At 70.8% G+C, this 15,180-nt stretch carries 15 protein-coding genes; 10 read left to right on the top strand and 5 right to left on the bottom strand.

Annotated elements, in window-relative coordinates:
- The first annotated feature begins 99 nt into the window (after positions 1-99).
- Positions 100-438 carry a hypothetical protein gene (locus M2271_RS23795; protein WP_280889335.1) on the top strand — a complete coding sequence of 113 codons (339 nt, stop codon included), beginning with the start codon at positions 100-102 and terminating at the stop codon, positions 436-438.
- Positions 439-496: 58 nt separating this feature from the next.
- On the opposite strand, the gene M2271_RS23790 is transcribed toward M2271_RS23795, so the two are convergent.
- Both M2271_RS23790 and M2271_RS23785 read right to left on the bottom strand, forming a co-directional pair.
- Positions 497-685: a hypothetical protein gene (locus tag M2271_RS23790; RefSeq protein WP_280889334.1), complete on the bottom strand. Its 189-nt coding sequence runs from the start codon at positions 683-685 to the stop codon at positions 497-499.
- 5 nt (positions 686-690) lie between these two features.
- Positions 691-1,548 carry a DUF4184 family protein gene (locus tag M2271_RS23785; RefSeq protein WP_280889333.1) on the bottom strand — a complete coding sequence of 286 codons (858 nt, stop codon included), beginning with the start codon at positions 1,546-1,548 and terminating at the stop codon, positions 691-693.
- A gap of 319 nt (positions 1,549-1,867) precedes the next feature.
- Between M2271_RS23785 and M2271_RS23780 the strand changes: the two genes are divergently transcribed.
- The 3 genes from M2271_RS23780 to M2271_RS23770 all read left to right on the top strand — a co-directional run bounded on the left by M2271_RS23780 (position 1,868) and on the right by M2271_RS23770 (position 4,966).
- Positions 1,868-3,640 carry a lytic transglycosylase domain-containing protein gene (locus tag M2271_RS23780; RefSeq protein WP_280889332.1) on the top strand — a complete coding sequence of 591 codons (1,773 nt, stop codon included), beginning with the start codon at positions 1,868-1,870 and terminating at the stop codon, positions 3,638-3,640.
- Between the two features lie 177 nt (positions 3,641-3,817).
- Entirely contained in the window at positions 3,818-3,952 is a 135-nt protein-coding gene (locus M2271_RS23775; RefSeq protein WP_280889331.1) for an SPW_0924 family protein, read from the top strand.
- A 21-nt stretch (positions 3,953-3,973) separates the two neighbouring features.
- The gene (locus M2271_RS23770; protein WP_280889330.1) at positions 3,974-4,966 is read left to right on the top strand and encodes a DUF3068 domain-containing protein; all 993 of its coding nucleotides are present in this window, start codon (positions 3,974-3,976) and stop codon (positions 4,964-4,966) included.
- Here the strand turns inward: M2271_RS23770 and hrpB are convergent.
- Together hrpB and M2271_RS23760 are read right to left on the bottom strand one after the other, a co-directional pair.
- A complete protein-coding gene (gene hrpB, locus M2271_RS23765; RefSeq protein WP_280889329.1) occupies positions 4,956-7,526 on the bottom strand; it encodes an ATP-dependent helicase HrpB in 2,571 nt (856 codons plus the stop codon). The two genes, M2271_RS23770 and hrpB, sit on opposite strands and share 11 nt — an antisense overlap.
- 82 nt (positions 7,527-7,608) lie before the next feature.
- Positions 7,609-8,421, bottom strand: coding sequence for a class I SAM-dependent methyltransferase (locus tag M2271_RS23760; protein ID WP_280889463.1), 813 nt, complete (start codon positions 8,419-8,421; stop codon positions 7,609-7,611).
- 386 nt (positions 8,422-8,807) lie between these two features.
- Between M2271_RS23760 and rpsA the strand changes: the two genes are divergently transcribed.
- The 4 genes from rpsA (at position 8,808) to M2271_RS23740 (ending at position 12,868) form a co-directional block, all read left to right on the top strand.
- Positions 8,808-10,328 (top strand): 30S ribosomal protein S1, encoded by a 1,521-nt coding sequence (rpsA, locus tag M2271_RS23755; RefSeq protein WP_280889328.1) that lies wholly within the window; start codon positions 8,808-8,810, stop codon positions 10,326-10,328.
- A 499-nt stretch (positions 10,329-10,827) separates the two neighbouring features.
- The gene (locus M2271_RS23750; protein ID WP_280889327.1) at positions 10,828-11,766 is read left to right on the top strand and encodes a PAC2 family protein; all 939 of its coding nucleotides are present in this window, start codon (positions 10,828-10,830) and stop codon (positions 11,764-11,766) included.
- Between the two features lie 54 nt (positions 11,767-11,820).
- Positions 11,821-12,438 carry a dephospho-CoA kinase gene (gene coaE, locus M2271_RS23745; RefSeq protein ID WP_280889326.1) on the top strand — a complete coding sequence of 206 codons (618 nt, stop codon included), beginning with the start codon at positions 11,821-11,823 and terminating at the stop codon, positions 12,436-12,438.
- 49 nt (positions 12,439-12,487) lie between these two features.
- The gene (locus tag M2271_RS23740) at positions 12,488-12,868 is read left to right on the top strand and encodes a tetratricopeptide repeat protein (protein ID WP_280889325.1); all 381 of its coding nucleotides are present in this window, start codon (positions 12,488-12,490) and stop codon (positions 12,866-12,868) included.
- Positions 12,869-12,978: 110 nt separating this feature from the next.
- Here the strand turns inward: M2271_RS23740 and M2271_RS23735 are convergent, their stop codons facing one another.
- A complete protein-coding gene (locus tag M2271_RS23735; protein WP_280889324.1) occupies positions 12,979-13,245 on the bottom strand; it encodes a DUF6343 family protein in 267 nt (88 codons plus the stop codon).
- A 77-nt stretch (positions 13,246-13,322) separates the two neighbouring features.
- Here M2271_RS23735 and M2271_RS23730 point away from each other — a divergent pair, with 77 nt between their 5' ends.
- Positions 13,323-14,222: an acyltransferase domain-containing protein gene (locus M2271_RS23730; protein ID WP_280889323.1), complete on the top strand. Its 900-nt coding sequence runs from the start codon at positions 13,323-13,325 to the stop codon at positions 14,220-14,222.
- A gap of 191 nt (positions 14,223-14,413) precedes the next feature.
- Entirely contained in the window at positions 14,414-15,091 is a 678-nt protein-coding gene (locus M2271_RS23725; protein ID WP_280889322.1) for a class I SAM-dependent methyltransferase, read from the top strand.
- Positions 15,092-15,180 lie beyond the last annotated feature (89 nt).

Below are 15,180 nucleotides of genomic sequence, written 5' to 3'. Positions count from 1 at the left end.
GACCTCGCGCTCACTCCCGTCTCCACCCTCACAGGGCCCGTCACTCGCGTGGCCCTCGCGAAGGCGCCGCCCGGCCCGCCTTCCCGCAAGGATGCGGGCATGGGTATACGCATGCTCCACCGCCGGGCGGCCCATGGACGGGCGCAGACACAGGCACACGCCGCAGCGCCCCTGTTGCCGCCGCCTCCTCCTCCGCCGGTCCCGGCCATCGCGGCCACCGCAAGCACCGCCCGCATCCCCACCGACCTCGCGACAGCCCTGCGCCGGATGACTCCGCCAAGCCCGGCGACGGGCCTGCGCGGGGTCATCGCCCCCGGCACCGGCCGCATCGCCGCCCGTCTCGCGAGGAATCTGCGCCACGCCGGAGCAGCGCTCAGGTACCGGTTCGTCGAACGGGACCGGGACGCCGTACGGGACAAGCTCCAGGCATCCAGGTGACGGCTGCCTGCCGATCTGAGCTGCGGATACCTCCCCCTGGCGCACCTCCCCCTGGCGCTCACGCAGTCACGGTGCCGCCCGCTGCCATGGTCCCGTCCGCAGCCATGGTGTCGCCTGTTGCCGTGGACCCGTCCGCCGGCAAGGTCCCGCCCGCTCCCACGACCCGGCCCGCAGCCACGGTGCCGCCCGCCTCCACGACCCAGCCCGCTCCCACGACCCCGCCCGCAGCCACGGTCACCGTGTTCACCACCGTCACCGAGCGGCCTGACCGCTGCGCTCCCCAGTCGCCGCCGCCATACCGTCGGCCGTCCGGGCCGGACGCCACACTCTGACCGTGATGGCGTACAGCAGGACGCCGAGGACGAGTCCCGCGCCCGCTCCGAAGCACAGTGTCGGAATCAGTTCCCAGGGTTTCGCGGTGGACCCCCGGTACTCCCACCACCGCGTCGCGCGCTGCACGGCCGCGACCACCGCACAGCCGCTGATCAGGGCCCCGGCCCCCCACCGGTCCCGTGCGGTCAGCTTTGCGATCCCCATCACCGGGGCCGTCCCGGGTGTCCGCCGCAGCGCGTGCACCACGAACACGGCGATGACGACCGCGGCGACCGCCGAGCCGCCGTACTGCAGGTACCAGTACAAAGGGGAGCCCGCCACCTCACGGCCCAGGACGGGGAACAGTCGCATCCCCCACCGGTCGAGGTGGGTGAACGCGTCCCACACGACGTGGGTCAGCGCGCCGAGCACGGCGGACACGTACCACCACAGCACGGAGGTCGGCCGCACGCGGGCGCGTGGCGCCCCGCAGCGCAGGAGTGCCGCCGGCCGGACCTGCCGGGCCGGCGGGAGCAGTGCCACCAGCGGTTCGCGTACCAGCAGCCACAGCCCCACCAGCGCCCAGGCGAGCAGCACGTCGATCGTGAAGACGCCTGGGAAGGAGTGGGTCACCTCACCGAACTCCATGGCCCCGGACACGACACTCGCCGCGTAGTAGGTCATGTCGGGAGAGAAGGAACCCGCCACGAGTACGGCCGGAACCAGTCGGCCCCGGCCGCTTCCGTCGGCGCGCACGGCGGGCAGGACGGCCGCGGCATGGCTCAAAGTAAAGGGCAACGAGGCTCCCCGCAGCGAGTGTTGGAGGGGCCGAGAGGGCCGTTGATCAGGAAAGCCCAGTATGCGGGACGGTACACCTGGTGGCCGGGGGCACAATCTCACGTGGCCAACCGGTGAAAATCGGGCACGAACGGGTGCCCACGCAAAGGAAGTTGTCGTAGGGTCGCCTGGGTCGCCGGGCCGGAAAGCCCGGGTCGAACACGCGAACAGGGAAACGGGGCACGCCGCGGGGGCAACCTCCGGGGTGGATCGACCGTCACAACTGGACGAGGGTTACGGACACGCGGGCGCTCGGGCGTCCACGGGAGGGGTTCAATCTATGGCGGCGCAATTCGGCAGGAGGCTGACCAAAGGGGCGGCAACCACCGCCGTGGCCGCGGCCGCGGTCGCGGCCCTGTCCGCCTCTCAGGCTCCGGGGGTGACGGCCGATGAAAGCAGACCGGCCACCAGCGGCGCCGACTCCGCACCCGACGTCACCGCCGACAAGGGTGCCGCGACCGGCAACTCGCCGTACTACACGGACCTGCCGCCGCTCAACTCTCCGAATCCCTCGCCGTCCGTCGGGCCGCCCGCCGTCGCTCAGGGTGAGACCGAGGGGGGCATTCCCGCGACCGTCCTCGACGCCTACAAGAAGGCCGCGACCGAACTGCAGTCGTCCAAGCCCGGCTGCAACCTGCCCTGGGAGCTCCTCGCCGCCATCGGCAGGGTCGAGTCGGGCCAGGCCGGCGGCGGCAAGGTCGACGCGAACGGCACCACGCTCACCAAGATCCTCGGCCCGGAGCTCGACGGCAACGGCTTCGCGCTGATCAAGGACACCGACAACGGCGCCTATGACGGCAACAGCGCGTACGACCAGGCCGTCGGCCCCATGCAGTTCATCCCGTCCACCTGGAGGTGGGCGGGCCGCGACGGCAACGGCGACGGCACGAAGGATCCCAACAACGTCTACGACGCGGCGCTCGCGGCCGGCCACTACCTGTGCCGCAACAGCTGGGACCTGTCCGTCGACGCCGATCTGAGCCGCGCGATCCTCAGCTACAACAACTCTCAGGACTACCTGAACACGGTCCGGACGTGGCTGGAGTACTACCGCAAGGGCACCCACGAGGTCCCCGACGGCACGGGCCCGCTGCCCGGCAGCCGCAGCGACGGCACCTCCGGGACCGCGAGCCCCAAGCCGCCGTCGCCGCCCGCCCACCGGCCGAACAAGCCCGGCAGGCCCAGCGGCGGCTCCCAGAGCCCCCAGCCCCCCCAGACCCCTCACCCCAAGCCGCCCGCGACGACCCCGCCGGCCACCACCCCGCCGAGCACCACTCCGAGCACGCCGCCCGCCACCCCCCCGACCCCCACCGACACGGTGGACCACCTGGCGGACGCGGGCACCGCCCAGCTCACCGCGCAGGCGGGCGACGCGTTCGCCAAGAAGATCAACGCCCGGGCCGAGACCAAGAGCGGCGCGGCCGTCGGCAAGGTCCGGATCCGCTTCACGATCATCGGCGGCACCGACACCACCTTCACGGGCGGCGAGAGCGTGGCCACGGTCGTCACCAACAACACCGGTGTGGCCGTCGCGCCCGCGCTGAAGGCGGGTGAGAAGACGGGCGGCTTCACCGTCCGTGCCACCGTCGTCGGCCGCCTGGTCAAGGGCCTCGACTACAAGGCCACCGTCACCGAGCGCACCGCCGACGCCCTCACCCGCACCAGCGACACCGCGCTGACCTGCACCCCGGGCGGCGAGTTCGCCGACCAGGTCGAGGTGAAGGCCACCTATCTGGGTGAGGCCGCAGACAAGGTCGCGGCCACCGCCACCCTGATCAAGTCGGCGCTGGACCCGACCGAGAACGACAAGGGCCCCTACTTCAAGGACGCGGACGGCAAGACCGTACGCACCCTCACGGGTCTGCAGACGGACGCGAACGGTCTACTGAAGCTGCCGAAGCTGTACGCCGACGGCACCGCCGGCACGTACATGCTCCGCATCACCACCGCGGGCGGCGCCGCCGTCAACGTTCCGCTGACCGTCGCGCCGGCCGAGACGCCGTCGCCGAGCCCGTCCCCGTCGGGCAGCGGCTCGCCCGGCTCCGGCGCGTAGTCCCGCGCAGACCCGCACAGTCCGGTCCGTTCCCGCGCAGTTCTCCGTACGACAACGGCGGCGCTCCTCCTCGGAGGGGCGCCGCCGTTGTGTGTGCGACGTGTTCTCATCTCACCCGCCCGTTGCTACGGTGCCGGACCTGACGATGTATCAGTTCCAGCTCGCCCGGAGGCAGGCATGCGTGCCCTGATCGCCGCCGCGACCGGTCTCGCCGTCGCGTTCGCCCTGGTCCTCACGATCACGGCCGTGGGCGCGCCCACGGGCAACACGTCCCCGAAACCGCTGCTGACGACGGTGCCCGCACACCCGTAACGACTCGGGACGGAGACCGAGATGCGCCGCAAGGCCAGTCTGATCCTGCTCGCTCTCGCCGTGTTCTTCGCGGCGCTGTCCCCGCTGCTGCGCTGGTACGCCTTCCCCCGCTTCGCCAAGATCCCGGCGAACCAGTACCAGGAGATGGTCCTGGAGGCGAAGGACGCCACCCTCCTCGACTACGGCACGATGAAGGCGAAGAAGGTCCCCAAGGTCACCGTCGTCCAGACCCTCAAGGGCAACGTGGAGGCCTCCGAGGCGATCGAGAAGACGGCCGGCAAGGACGTCGTCGTCTGGGACAGCCTGTCCTATGTGCAGGGCCCGGACGGAAAGATGGTCTCCAAGATCCCCGAGCGGTACATCTTCGACGCCCACAGCCAGGAACCCGTCCACGCCACCGGCGAGATGGTCGACGGCGACCCGGTCAGACGGGAGGGCATCGAGTTCAAGTGGCCGTTCCTGACGGAGAAACGGGACTACGAGTACTTCGACGCGCAGGCCCGTGTCACGGCCCCCATCCACTACCAGGGCACCCAGGACTTCCGGGGTGTCGCGGTGTACTACTTCGAGCAGACCATCCCGTGGACGAAGGTGACCTTCCCCAAGGCCATGCCCGTCGCGGGCATCACCCCCGAGTCGCTCGCCAAGACCGGCACCACCCGCTGGTACACGACGGTCCGCAAGTTCTGGGTCGAGCCGGTGACCGGTGCCCCGGTCTACGGCGAGGAGATCCACAAGGAGGAACTGCGCGGCGGCAGCCTGCTCGGCGGGCGGGAGAAGGTGACGGCGTTCTCCGGGCACGTGAAGATGCGCGAGGACTACATCGAACACACCGTCGACATGGTCAGGTCCAAGCGCACCGTCGTCCTGCTGCTGACCTCGTATCTGCCCTGGGGCTTCCTGGTCCTCGGCGTCCTGCTCCTGTCGCTGTCGCTGTACCTGGAGGCCCGCAACCGCCATCCGGGTGACCCGGCGCCCGCGCAGACCTCGGAAACCCGGCCGGTCACCGCCTGAGCCGGGCGTTGGTGTACCGCGTCGGCTCGGCGGACGCCGGGTCCTCGGGCCACGGATGCTTCGGATACCGGCCGCGCAACTCCGCCCGGACGCCGTTGTAGCCCTGCTTCCAGAAGGAGGCAAGGTCGGCGGTGACGGCGGCCGGCCGTCCGGCGGGGGAGAGGAGATGGACCAGGAGGGGGACCCCGGCGACCCGCGGCGACTCCTGAAGGCCGAACATCTCCTGCAACTTCACGGCCAGGACGGGCTGTTCGGGTTGGGCGTAGTCGATCCGGATCCGAGACCCACTCGGTACGGTGATCCGCTCCGGCGCGAGTTCGTCGAGCCGCGCGGCCTCCCCGGAGGCCCAGGGCAGCAGCCGTGTCAGCGCCTGCCCGGCATTGATCCGCGCGAGATCGGCGCGGCGCCGTGCCCTGCCCAGCTCCGGCTCCAACCACTCGTCCACGCGCGCGTGCAGGGCATCGTCCGACACCTCGGGCCACGGGTCCCCGAGGCGCAGCCGCAAGAAGGCGAGCCGCTGCCGCAGGGCGACCGCCTCGTCCGACCACCGCAGCAGCCCGAGCCCTTCCTGCCGCAGACCTTCGCGCAGCGCATCGCGTACGAGCCCGGCGTCCGCGTTCCGGAGCGGACGCGCCGCGAGTTCGACGGCCCCCAGCCGCTCCACCCGCCGTGCGACGACGTCCCCGTCGTTCCAGTGCACCTCGTCCCGCTCGTCGGCCAGCGTGCCGGCCGCCCTCCGGGCGGTCTCCTCGTCGACGACGGCCCCGAGCCGCACCCGCGCGTGCCCGGTGCCCACGGGCCGGTCCGCAACGGCGATCGCGATCCAGGGAGCACCGCGCAACCCGGTGCCCTGAGCGGTTTCGGCGCGTGTGCCGGAGACCATGAGGTAGGAACCGCCGTCCGCTTTGGCGACGCGCTCGGGGAAGGCGAGAGCGGCAACGAGGCCGGCGACGCCTTCCTCCGTGGTGCCCACCGTGGCGCCCACGGACCGCCTGTCGGCGTCCCCTGGAAGAGAGCCATGGCCGGGAAGAGGGCCATGGCCGGGCGGATGCGCCCACTCGGTCGCGACGCCCCGCAGCCGTCGCACCTCGGCACGCCACCGCGCCCCATAGGCGTCACGCCCACGTCGCGCCGCCCGCACGGCGGCAGCCAGGTCATCCCCGTACTCCCGGGGAGGTTCCTCACTCAGCAGCGCGACAACCTCCGCCGCCCGTTCCGCTCCCACCGCCGGCGCCGAGTCCAGCAGGGCTCGCCCCAACCGGGGGTGCAGTCCCAGCCGCGCCAGGCGCTGACCCCGCTCGGTGGCCCGCCCGTCGGAGCCGACCGCCCCGACCGCCGTCAACACCGACCGCGCCGCCGCCATCGCCCCACCGGGCGGAGGGTCGAGCAGCGCCAGCCCGGACGCGTCCGGATCGCCCCAGCACGCCGTTTGCAGCGCGAACGCCGTCAGATCGGCCACTTTGATCTCCGGGGCCGGGAAGCGCGGCAGACGGGCGTCCTCCGCCTCCGCCCAGCACCGGTACACCGCACCCGGCGCCTCACGCCCGGCCCGGCCCGCCCGCTGCCGTCCGGCCGCCTGCGAGGCCCGCACCGTCGTCAACGCGCTGAGCCCGCGCGCGTGGTCCACCCGCGGCTCCCGCGCCAGCCCCGAGTCGACGACCACCCGCACCCCGGGAACCGTCAGCGACGACTCGGCCACCGAGGTCGCCAGTACCACCCGGCGCCGCTCGGCGGGAGCCAGCACCGCGTCCTGCACGGCCGCCGCCGCCCGCCCGTGCACCTGGAGCACATCCACCTCACCGAGGGCGCCCAACTGCCCGGCCACCCGCGCGATCTCGCCCACGCCGGGCAGGAAGCACAGCACGTCACCGGAGTGTTCGGCCAGCGCCCGCCGCACCACCGACGCCACATGTGTCAGCAGCGCCGGATCGACCCGCATCCCGTGCGGCGGCCGGACCGGACGGGCCGGCGGCGCCCACACCACCTCCACCGGATACGAGGCCCCCGCCGCCTCGACCACCGGCGCACCACCCAACAGCCGCGCCCAGCCGTCCGCGTCGGTCGTCGCGGACGCGGCCACCAGCCGCAGCTCCGGCCGCAGCGTCTCGCGCACGTCCCACAGGAACGCCGCCGCCGTGTCCGCGTCCAGATGCCGCTCGTGGCACTCGTCCAGCACCACCACGTCGACACCGGCCAGCTCCGGCTCCCGCTGCACCCTTTGCAGCAGCACACCGGTCGTGACGACCTCCACGCGCACGTCCCGCCCGACCACCCGCTCCCCGCGCACGGTGAAGCCGACGCTCCCGCCGACCTGCTCGCCCAGCAGCCACGCCATCCGCCGCGCTGCCGCCCGCGCCGCGATCCGCCGCGGCTCGGCCACCACGACCCGCCGTGCGTGCCCCTCGCCCAGCAGTCCGGCCAGCGCCAGCGGCACCAGCGTCGTCTTGCCGGTACCGGGCGGCGCGACGAGCACAGCGGTGCCGTGCCCCTCCAGGGCCTCGTTCAGACCGGGAAGGGCAGCGCGTACAGGAAGGGAGTCCAGAGCGTCGTAACGGATCACGCCCCCAGTGTCGTACGCCCGCGAACCGCCTCCCCACGCGCGCGTACGTTCCATCCCCTCCCACGCGCACGAGCGCGGGGGCTCAGCCCCGCTCGCACACGAAGATCGCGGTCCCGGGAATCAGGTTCCCGCGCAACGGTGACCAGCCGCCCCACTCGGACGTGTTCCACGCCGGCCACTCCGGCTCGACCACGTCGACGAGGCGGAAACCCCCGGCCACCACGTCCCGCACCCGGTCGCCGATCGTCCGATGGTGCTCGACGTACACCGCGCGGCCCTCCTCGTCCTGCTCGACATAGGGCGTGCGGTCGAAGTACGAGGCGGACACCGACAGCCCCTCCGGGCCGGGCTCGTCGGGGAACGCCCAGCGGATCGGGTGCGTCACCGAGAAGACGAATCGGCCGCCGGGACGCAGCACCCGGCGTACCTCCTTGAGGACCTGCACCGGGTCGGCGACGAACGGCAGCGCCCCGTACGCCGAGCACGCCAGGTCGAAGGAACCGTCCGCGAAGGGCAGCGCGCCCGCGTCGGCGCACACCAGGGGGAAGGCGCCGCCGATCCGCAGCGCGTGCTGGAGCTGGCGGTGGGAGAGGTCCAGGGCGACCGGACGAGCCCCCTGCGCGGCCAGCCAGCGCGCGCACTGGGCCGCTCCGGCGCCGATCTCCAGGACGCGCCTGCCGTCGAGTTCCTCCGGCGGGCCGAGCAGTCCGGCCTCGATCTCGTCGAGGCCCTCGGGGCCCCACACGAAACGGTCGTCCCCGAGGAACGTGCCGTGATCGACCTGGTACTCGTCGGCGTTGCGGTCCCACCAGCCCCGGTTGGCCCGGGAACTCTCCGTGACACCGGCTGCGCGCCGGGTGGCTTCCGACTCGGACGTTTCGGGCTCTTGGATGATCGGCTCCCTGGTATTGGTCTGCGGGCTGTCCGCTCCCGCTGTCCCGCCGGCCTGGCGGGTGGGCGTCGCGAACGGGACGTCATCAGGCCCGCGTGGCCTTGCGAGACTCGTTTTGTGCCGGGTATGCGGCGATCCGCCCCGGGTGTGCGCCTTCGCGCATTGACCCTGTCCGACTGCCCCCGTATGCTACAAGTTGCGCTGCGAGCTTGCGCTCCTCAGACGTAGCAGGCTGCGCTCGCATCTGTTGTTGTCCCCTCGGTTGTCGAGGCGCCGCCAGAGTTTTCTGGTGTGGCGCTTCCTTGGCTGTCCGGCTTCTTCAGAGCGAAACGGGCTCCCGGCGTAAGCAGTACCTACGACTCACTGTCCGTACCGGAGCCCTTTCCCACATGACGAGCAGCACCGAGACCACCTCTACCACTCCGCAGGTAGCGGTCAACGACATCGGTAACGAGGAAGCTTTCCTCGCCGCGATCGACGAGACGATCAAGTACTTCAACGACGGCGACATCGTCGACGGCGTCATCGTGAAGGTCGACCGGGACGAGGTCCTGCTCGACATCGGTTACAAGACCGAAGGTGTCATCCCGAGCCGCGAGCTCTCGATCAAGCACGACGTCGACCCGAACGAGGTCGTCAAGGTCGGCGACGAGATCGAGGCCCTTGTTCTCCAGAAGGAGGACAAGGAAGGCCGCCTGATCCTCTCGAAGAAGCGTGCCCAGTACGAACGTGCCTGGGGCACCATCGAGAAGATCAAGGAAGAGGACGGCATCGTCACCGGTACCGTCATCGAGGTCGTCAAGGGTGGTCTCATCCTCGACATCGGCCTCCGTGGCTTCCTGCCGGCTTCCCTCGTCGAGATGCGCCGTGTCCGCGACCTCCAGCCCTACGTGGGCAAGGAGCTCGAGGCGAAGATCATCGAGCTGGACAAGAACCGCAACAACGTGGTCCTGTCCCGCCGCGCCTGGCTCGAGCAGACCCAGTCCGAGGTTCGCCAGACGTTCCTCACCACCCTGCAGAAGGGTCAGGTCCGCTCCGGCGTCGTTTCCTCGATCGTCAACTTCGGTGCGTTCGTGGACCTGGGTGGCGTCGATGGTCTGGTGCACGTCTCGGAGCTCTCCTGGAAGCACATCGACCACCCGTCCGAGGTTGTCGAGGTCGGCCAGGAAGTCACCGTCGAGGTCCTCGACGTCGACATGGACCGCGAGCGTGTCTCCCTGTCGCTGAAGGCGACCCAGGAAGACCCGTGGCAGCAGTTCGCCCGCACCCACCAGATCGGCCAGGTCGTGCCCGGCAAGGTCACGAAGCTGGTTCCGTTCGGTGCGTTCGTCCGCGTGGACGAGGGCATCGAGGGTCTGGTCCACATCTCCGAGCTGGCCGAGCGCCACGTGGAGATCCCGGAGCAGGTCGTCCAGGTCAACGACGAGATCTTCGTCAAGGTCATCGACATCGACCTCGAGCGCCGTCGCATCAGCCTCTCGCTGAAGCAGGCCAACGAAGCCTTCGGCAACGACCCGGCCTCGGTCGAGTTCGACCCGACGCTGTACGGCATGGCCGCGTCGTACGACGACCAGGGCAACTACATCTACCCCGAGGGCTTCGACCCCGAGACCAACGACTGGCTCGAGGGCTTCGAGTCCCAGCGTGAGGTGTGGGAGAACCAGTACGCCGAGGCTCAGACCCGCTTCGAGCAGCACCAGCAGCAGGTCATCAAGTCCCGCGAGGCGGACGCTGCGGCTGCCGCCGAGGGCGTCGACACCCCGGGTGCGGCTCCGGCCGCGTCCGCTGGTGGTAGCGGCGGCGGTGGCGGTTCCTCCTACTCCTCCGAGGGTGCGGACACGTCCGGTGCCCTCGCGTCGGACGAGGCGCTTGCCGCGCTGCGCGAGAAGCTGGCGGGTGGGCAGAGCTGAACGCCCACTGAGCAATAGCTCTTGAACTGAGGGCCCGTATCCCCTGGGGTACGGGCCCTCAGTGCGTTCCCCGCCACCCTGGTGGAAACGTAGGGGATGTACGAGCAACTGATGGGCTGCAACCGGCCTTTGGGGGCTTCCTTGATCATTTATGATCGGGAAGAGGCGCCGAACACCTGGCGCACACGGACAACGGGCCCGGCACCAGTCGGCGTTCGTTCCCGCGGAACGTCCGGCTCACCGGTGGCGCCGGCGTGCCGTGTTCGCCACCATGGGGCACCCGGGCTCGCACCCACCGCCCAGGCCGCCCAGCGCGAACAAGCCCTTCCGCGCCCTCAGCGCGAGCGACTTCACGCTCACGTGACGTGCCGTCGCGTCGACGCGGAGGCCGACGCGGAGCATGAAAAGCCCGTAAGAAGGGGCTGATGGGGGGCGTCAGCGGGAATGCCCCCGCTCTGCACCGCGTTGTGGAGTACGAACACGAGGAGGAGCGGTCACAGTGCTTGATCCGCAGGGTTTGTACGCATGGGAGCCGAAGGGCCTGGCTGTCGTCGACATGGCGCTCGCACAGGAATCGGCCGGCCTTGTCATGCTCTACCACTTCGACGGATACATCGACGCGGGCGAGACCGGCGACCAGATCGTCGACCGGCTCCTCGACACGTTGCCCCACCAGGTCGTCGCCCGCTTCGACCACGACCGGCTCGTGGACTACCGCGCCAGGCGCCCGCTGCTGACGTTCAAGCGCGACAGCTGGGCCGCGTACGAGGAGCCCACCATCGACGTACGGCTGGTCCAGGACGCCACCGGGGCGCCCTTCCTGCTGCTGTCGGGGCCCGAGCCGGACGTGGAGTGGGAACGCTTCGCCGCGGCCGTCCAGCAGATCGTGGAGCGGCTCGGCGTCCGGCTGTCGGTGAACTTCCACGGCATCCCCATGGGTGTCCCGCACACCCGCCCGGTGGGCCTCACCCCGCACGGCAACCGCACGGAGCTCGTCCCCGGCCACCGCAGCCCCTTCGAAGAGGCCCAGGTGCCCGGTAGCGCCGAGGCCCTCGTCGAGTACCGCCTCATGGAGGCCGGACACGACGTCCTGGGCGTCGCCGCGCACGTGCCGCACTACATCGCCCGCTCCCCGTACCCGGACGCGGCGCTGACCGCCCTGGAGGCCATCACGGCGGCGACCGGCCTGGTCCTCCCGGGCATCGCGCACGCCCTGCGCACGGACGCCCACCGCACACAGACCGAGATCGACCGCCAGATCCGGGAGGGCGACGAGGACCTCGTGGCCCTCGTCCAGGGTCTCGAGCACCAGTACGACGCCGCGGCGGGCGCCGAGACCCGCGGCAACATGCTCGCCGAGCCGGTGGAGATCCCCTCGGCGGACGAGATCGGCCGCGAGTTCGAGAAGTTCCTGGCGGAGCGGGAGGGCGACGGTTAGGAGCTTCGGGCTCCGCCGGGTGGGATGTCGGTGGCAGGCCCTAAGCTTCGGCTCATGCTGAAGGTAGGTCTGACCGGCGGGATCGGCGCCGGCAAGAGCGAGGTGTCACGGCTGCTCGTGGAGTGCGGTGCCGTGCTGATCGATGCCGACCGCATCGCGCGCGAGGTCGTCGCGCCGGGGACACCCGGCCTGGCCTCCGTCGTCGCTGCGTTCGGGACGGACGTCCTCACCGCCGACGGCAGCCTGGACCGGCCCGGACTCGGTTCCATCGTCTTCGCCGACCCGGAGAAACTCGCCGTCCTGAACTCGATCGTCCACCCCCTGGTGGGCGCCCGTTCCCACGAGCTGGAGACCGCCGCCGCCGAGGACGACGTCGTCGTCCACGACGTGCCGCTGCTGGCGGAGAACGGACTCGCGCCGCTGTACGACGTCGTGATCGTCGTCGACGCGAGCCCCGAGACCCAGCTCGACCGCCTCGTCCGGCTGCGTGGCATGACGGAGGGGGACGCCCGCGCGCGGATGGCCGCCCAGGCGACGCGCGAGAAGCGCCTGGAGATCGCGGACATCGTCATCGACAACGACGTACCCCTGGACGACCTGCGGGAACGTGTGCGGGAGATATGGGCCGACCTGGTGCGCAGAGCCCACGCGTCCGAGCCTCCCCAGGAATAGCGGCCCCGGCCCGGGCGTTGAACCCCTGCAGCGAGGGAAGGACTTTGCCGTGCCCGAGACCAGCGGAACGACCGGACGTACTCCGGAGACGCATGTCATCGACTTCCGTGCCGCCGAGCAGTTGCTCGCCGCACGGGACCCGCGGGGCGCGGTGAAGCTGCTCGACTCGGTGATCGCCGCGCACCCCGAGAACACCGCGGCCCGGTTGCTGCGCGCGCGTTCCTTCTTCGCCGCCGCACAACTGAGGCCCGCCGAGCTGGAGTTCACCATCGTTCTGGAGCGCGAGCCGGACAACGCGTTCGCGCACTTCGCGCTCGCCCGGACCTATGAGCGTCAGGGCCGGCCCGACGAGGCCCGGCGCCACTTCAGGCTGGCGGCGGCGCTGGATCCGAATCCGGAGTTCTTGAAGGCGGCGCGCTTCGAGGAGTGAGGCCGGTGAGGCCGTCCGGGGCGGCACGAAGGGCGTGACCCACGAGAGCGGTCGTCCGGTTCGCTGGTGCCGCGAGGGTGCGGACATCGCCTGTTGCGGACCAGCGGCGACTAGCGGCGACGGTTCTCAGGAGGCCGGTACGGCGGAACGTCCGGGCCCGGCTGGTAGTGCGGACCCTGGCGGATGTGTCTGAGGATCAGGGCCAGATCGACGGTGATCACCAGCCACAGCACCCCGCAGGCGATCGCCCACCCGGTACGCCCGGCCAGCGCGAACGCGGCCGTACCGAAGGTCGCCCAGACCAGACCCCACACGCTCAGCCACATCCGCGCGCGCAGCGCACTGCGCGCGGTCGTCGGCTCACTGCCCGTACGCATCAGGATCACTACTCCTCTTTGCAACGTACCCTTCGGAACGGACGTTCACCAACGAGGTCGGAACAGGAGGTCGCCGCGTGCTTCCTGACGCCGATGAGCTGGCCGAGGTGCTGCTCGATCTGGCCGTACCGCACGAGGACATCAACGAACTCGTCCGGATGGGCCGAAGAGTCACGGACGACCCGGAGCTGCTGCGTTTCCTCGAGGCGTCCGTCGAGGAACTCGTCCGGGACATGGGAGAGGTCGGCGCCGCGGTCGACCTTCCCGAGCTCGACTGGGCGTCGGGTGCCCTGCAGCGCTGCTTCCCCGTGTACGTGTTCGTGGCCGCACTGCCCCACATCCGCGCGCACCACCGCGAGCGCGGCATCCCCGCAGATGTCTCCCGGCACACCCTCGCCGACCTCGGGCGGCACGTCGCCCTGCACCGCAGGCGCCACGGCCTGCCGGGCGTACAGGCCCCGCACTGGCTCACCCACCACTTCCGGGGCGAGCTGTACCAACTGGGCCGGCTGCAGTTCGAGCGGGCGCGGCACGGGGAGCGTACGGGGCGGATGCTCGCCTCGGCAGGGCTGGAGCCGGCCCCGGGCACGCCCTGTCTGAACCTCCACATCCCCGACTTCCTCGGGCCGCTGTCGCCGGCCGCCTGCGACCGCTCGCTGGCGCTGGCCGGCGAGTTCTTCGCGCGGCACTACCCAGAGGAGAAGTTCCGGGTCGCGCTCTGCCACTCCTGGCTGCTCGACCCGCAGCTGAAGCGGTACCTGCCCGAGGACTCCCACGTCATCCGGTTCCAGGAGCGCTTCCGGGTCGCCCGCGAGGACACGGAGCCCGCGGACACGGAACCGGTCCGGTTCGTCTTCGGGGACCCGGAGTTGCCGATCGAGACGCTGCCGCGGCGTACGTCCATGGAGCGGGCCGTGGGTGATCATCTGCGGGCGGGTGGCCATTGGCACATCGGGCACGGCTGGTTTCCGTGGTGAGCCGCATCGGGCTGTTGTGAGCCGTAGCAGGGCCGTTGAGAGTGGTGGCGGGCTGTTGTGAGCCAGGGGCTTGGGGCTGCGTGCCCGTGTTGCAGGCCCGTCGCCCACCGGTTGTCACTCACACGGGTGAACATGTGCGAGGCAGGAACGGGTGTGCGGGGGTGGGCCGTTGGGCTGGCATGGAGCTGAAAATGCGAACGGGACATGAGGGAACGGGCCCCGGGGCGATCACCCCTGACGGCTGTGCGGTCGAGCTGTACTCACGGCTACCGCTGGGACCCGATCCGGACATCATCGCCGGAGCTGTGCCGGCAGGGGCACGCATCCTGGAGTTGGGCAGCGGCGTCGGGCGCATGACCCACCCCCTGTTGGAGCGGGGCTTCACGGTCACAGCGGTGGACGAGTCTCCCGAGATGCTCGAGCGTGTCCGCGGAGCGCGCACGATATGCAGCCCCATCGAGGACATCGACCTGGGCGAGACCTTCGACGTGGTGCTGCTCGCGTCCTTCCTGGTGCACAGCGGAGACGTCCGGGTGCGGCAGGGGCTGTTGCGCGCCTGCGCGAGGCATGTCACGGCGGACGGCTGTGTGCTCGTCCAACGCGAGGGCGAGGACTACCACACCAATGTGCCGCGCGAGCGGATCGACCCCAGCGGCGCGACTATACGGATCGTGTCGTCCGAGCCGCTCGGCGACGGAGTCAACTCGGTACGCGCGGAGTACGAGTTCCCGGACGCGACCTGGATCCAGACGTTCCGGGCCCGCCCGCTGACGAAGGAACAGTTCGAGGAAGCACTTGCGGAGGCTGGGCTGGAGGTGGACAAGTACCTGACGGAGGACCGGATCTGGGTGCGTGCTGTAAGGCGATGAGTATGTCCGAGACCACCGTCGTCGCCGTGGACGTGCTACCGACGTCAGCAGGGCCGATGTCGTAGACCTGGCAGATGTAGGCGTCGGCA

The organism is Streptomyces sp. LBL (assembly GCF_029893585.1).
GTDB lineage: Bacteria > Actinomycetota > Actinomycetes > Streptomycetales > Streptomycetaceae > Streptomyces.
Note: the sequence above shows the minus strand (reverse complement) of the source record. Positions and strands in the feature narration are given on the sequence as shown.